General features: G+C 32.7%; 6 protein-coding genes and 1 pseudogene. 3 read left to right on the plus strand and 4 right to left on the minus strand.

What is annotated here, in order from left to right; genetic code table 11:
• Positions 1-204, minus strand: a pseudogene (locus QJV33_RS11865) (hypothetical protein); the annotation flags it as partial.
• Positions 156-500 carry a helix-turn-helix domain-containing protein gene (locus QJV33_RS12055; protein ID WP_408869681.1) on the minus strand — a complete coding sequence of 115 codons (345 nt, stop codon included), beginning with the start codon at positions 498-500 and terminating at the stop codon, positions 156-158. The pseudogene QJV33_RS11865 and the gene QJV33_RS12055, both read right to left, overlap by 49 nt.
• Before the next feature lie 166 nt (positions 501-666).
• On the opposite strand from QJV33_RS12055, the gene QJV33_RS11870 reads away from it, so the two are divergent.
• Positions 667-873, plus strand: coding sequence for a Rossmann-fold NAD(P)-binding domain-containing protein (locus tag QJV33_RS11870; protein ID WP_281462379.1), 207 nt, complete (start codon positions 667-669; stop codon positions 871-873).
• Positions 861-1,595, plus strand: coding sequence for an NAD(P)-dependent oxidoreductase (locus QJV33_RS11875; protein WP_281462378.1), 735 nt, complete (start codon positions 861-863; stop codon positions 1,593-1,595). Before QJV33_RS11870 ends, QJV33_RS11875 begins: the two co-directional genes overlap by 13 nt.
• A gap of 86 nt (positions 1,596-1,681) precedes the next feature.
• Here the strand turns inward: QJV33_RS11875 and QJV33_RS11880 are convergent, their stop codons facing one another.
• On the minus strand, positions 1,682-2,416 hold the full coding sequence (locus QJV33_RS11880; RefSeq protein WP_281462378.1) for an NAD(P)-dependent oxidoreductase: 735 nt from the start codon (positions 2,414-2,416) through the stop codon (positions 1,682-1,684).
• A complete protein-coding gene (locus QJV33_RS11885; RefSeq protein ID WP_281462379.1) occupies positions 2,404-2,610 on the minus strand; it encodes a Rossmann-fold NAD(P)-binding domain-containing protein in 207 nt (68 codons plus the stop codon). Before QJV33_RS11885 ends, QJV33_RS11880 begins: the two co-directional genes overlap by 13 nt.
• Positions 2,611-2,782: 172 nt before the next feature.
• On the opposite strand from QJV33_RS11885, the gene QJV33_RS12060 reads away from it, so the two are divergent.
• Positions 2,783-3,121 (plus strand): helix-turn-helix domain-containing protein, encoded by a 339-nt coding sequence (locus QJV33_RS12060; RefSeq protein ID WP_408869667.1) that lies wholly within the window; start codon positions 2,783-2,785, stop codon positions 3,119-3,121.
• The last annotated feature ends 91 nt before the right edge of the window (positions 3,122-3,212 follow it).

Here is a 3,212-nt window from a genome sequence, read left to right on the forward strand (position 1 = left end):
CGTTCCTTGGTATTCTCTGCCATTGTCAGAGTAAACACATTCGATCGTATAAGGGCATTGAACCTGCACATCGTCTTGTAGGAACTGAGCTGCACTAAACTGAGATTTATCGTTGTAAATCCCAACATAGAGTTCTCGAGAAAAATCATCAATACCTACAAAAAGATACTCCCGAGTTTGCTGTTTAGTCTCGACATGCACCATCTCCCTAGGATAAGATTTGTTATATTTTTTGGCTTGCCGTCTGAGGTTGTCCTCAAGTGTTTTTTCAATCTTAGCAAGGCGTTTAATGCCATATTTGATCGTTTTATAACGCTCATTCGTGCGGACATCGGCAAAAATAATTGCAACCGAGCACGCCTTAATACAGCATAAATCGTAGACCTGCTGACCATAAAACGCTTAGCCAGATCCGTTACCGTGACTTTCTCTTGATGATGTAACCGCCATATCTCTTCTCGATGATACAGTGTAAGCTTCGTTTTCCTATGCATGTTCATTACAGTAATATTCCATATCACTGTAAACAACGCGATCAATTCCTACACCTTCCAAAATATCTTCGGATTAAATAATACACTTCCTTGCTAACTCGCTCATTTTATAGCAAAATACAACCCAATTTCAAATTTGCGATAAGACTGTTTTTATTAAATAGAGATAAAAATGAAAATATTAATTCCCGATGATTATCAAAACGCATCATTACAATTAAATTGCATAAAAAAATTATATCAACATGAAATTTTAGTGTTAGGTAATCTTCAAGAAGAGGAAAATCTAGCAGAACAAATTAAAGACATAGAAGCGATAATATTAATCCGTGAAAGAACAATTATTAATCAAGACCTTCTTAAAAAATGCCTAATTTAAAATTAATATGTCAAACAGGTCCTGTTGGCAAACATATAGATTTGGATGTTTGCAAAAAATTAAATATCACAATATTAGAAGGTGGTGGCGACCCAACATCTGCAGCGGAACTCACGTGGTTATTAATTATGGCAGCCAATCGAAAATTATATGAATCAATAGAATCAATGAAAAATGGATTATGGCAAACTGTAACTGGAAGACAAATTAAAGATAAACGGATTGGCATTCTAGGATTTGGAAAAATAGGTAAATTGGTTGCAAAATATGCAAGCTCTTTTGATACAGAAGTTGTCGTTTGTGGTAGTGAAGGTGCTAAACAAGAATCATTGTTAAATGGATATAAATTTTTATCCAGTCGGGATGAATTTTTTCGAACATGCGATATTATTTCTGTCCATTTACGTTTAAGTAATAACACAAGGGAGAGTATCACTTTTAATGATTTATCAAAAATGAAAGAAAATGCTATCTTTGTTAATACATCTAGATCACAATTATTAGAAAAAAATTCTATTCAAAAATTACTTAAAATTAACAAATCTATTGCATTTGTATTAGATGTTTTTGATGATGAACCTGTTTATCATAGTAACCTTCTTTTTTCTAAGAACATTTTATGTACTCCACACATCGGATATGTCACTCAAGAAAATTTGGAAAATTATTTCAACTGTGCAATAGAGAATTTGTTACAATATTGCAAACCACTACATTCCTAATCCTCTCCCTCTGGTTTTGTCGCAAAGTTTAAATTTTATAAAATTTTATAAAATTTAAACTTTGCGACAAAACCAGAGGGAGAGGATTAGGAATGTAGTGGTTTGCAATATTGTAACAAATTCTCTATTGCACAGTTGAAATAATTTTCCAAATTTTCTTGAGTGACATATCCGATGTGTGGAGTACATAAAATGTTCTTAGAAAAAAGAAGGTTACTATGATAAACAGGTTCATCATCAAAAACATCTAATACAAATGCAATAGATTTGTTAATTTTAAGTAATTTTTGAATAGAATTTTTTTCTAATAATTGTGATCTAGATGTATTAACAAAGATAGCATTTTCTTTCATTTTTGATAAATCATTAAAAGTGATACTCTCCCTTGTGTTATTACTTAAACGTAAATGGACAGAAATAATATCGCATGTTCGAAAAAATTCATCCCGACTGGATAAAAATTTATATCCATTTAACAATGATTCTTGTTTAGCACCTTCACTACCACAAACGACAACTTCTGTATCAAAAGAGCTTGCATATTTTGCAACCAATTTACCTATTTTTCCAAATCCTAGAATGCCAATCCGTTTATCTTTAATTTGTCTTCCAGTTACAGTTTGCCATAATCCATTTTTCATTGATTCTATTGATTCATATAATTTTCGATTGGCTGCCATAATTAATAACCACGTGAGTTCCGCTGCAGATGTTGGGTCGCCACCACCTTCTAATATTGTGATATTTAATTTTTTGCAAACATCCAAATCTATATGTTTGCCAACAGGACCTGTTTGACATATTAATTTTAAATTAGGCATTTTTTAAGAAGGTCTTGATTAATAATTGTTCTTTCACGGATTAATATTATCGCTTCTATGTCTTTAATTTGTTCTGCTAGATTTTCCTCTTCTTGAAGATTACCTAACACTAAAATTTCATGTTGATATAATTTTTTTATGCAATTTAATTGTAATGATGCGTTTTGATAATCATCGGGAATTAATATTTTCATTTTTATCTCTATTTAATAAAAACAGTCTTATCGCAAATTTGAAATTGGGTTGTATTTTGCTATAAAATGAGCGAGTTAGCAAGGAAGTGTATTATTTAATCCGAAGATATTTTGGAAGGTGTAGGAATTGATCGCGTTGTTTACAGTGATATGGAATATTACTGTAATGAACATGCATAGGAAAACGAAGCTTACACTGTATCATCGAGAAGAGATATGGCGGTTACATCATCAAGAGAAAGTCACGGTAACGGATCTGGCTAAGCGTTTTATGGTCAGCAGGTCTACGATTTATGCTGTATTAAGGCGTGCTCGGTTGCAATTATTTTTGCCGATGTCCGCACGAATGAGCGTTATAAAACGATCAAATATGGCATTAAACGCCTTGCTAAGATTGAAAAAACACTTGAGGACAACCTCAGACGGCAAGCCAAAAAATATAACAAATCTTATCCTAGGGAGATGGTGCATGTCGAGACTAAACAGCAAACTCGGGAGTATCTTTTTGTAGGTATTGATGATTTTTCTCGAGAACTCTATGTTGGGATTTACAACGATAAATCTCAGTTTAGTGCAGCTCAGTTCCTACAAGACGATGTGCA

The organism is Commensalibacter nepenthis (assembly GCF_029953305.1).
Taxonomy (GTDB): domain Bacteria; phylum Pseudomonadota; class Alphaproteobacteria; order Acetobacterales; family Acetobacteraceae; genus Commensalibacter; species Commensalibacter nepenthis.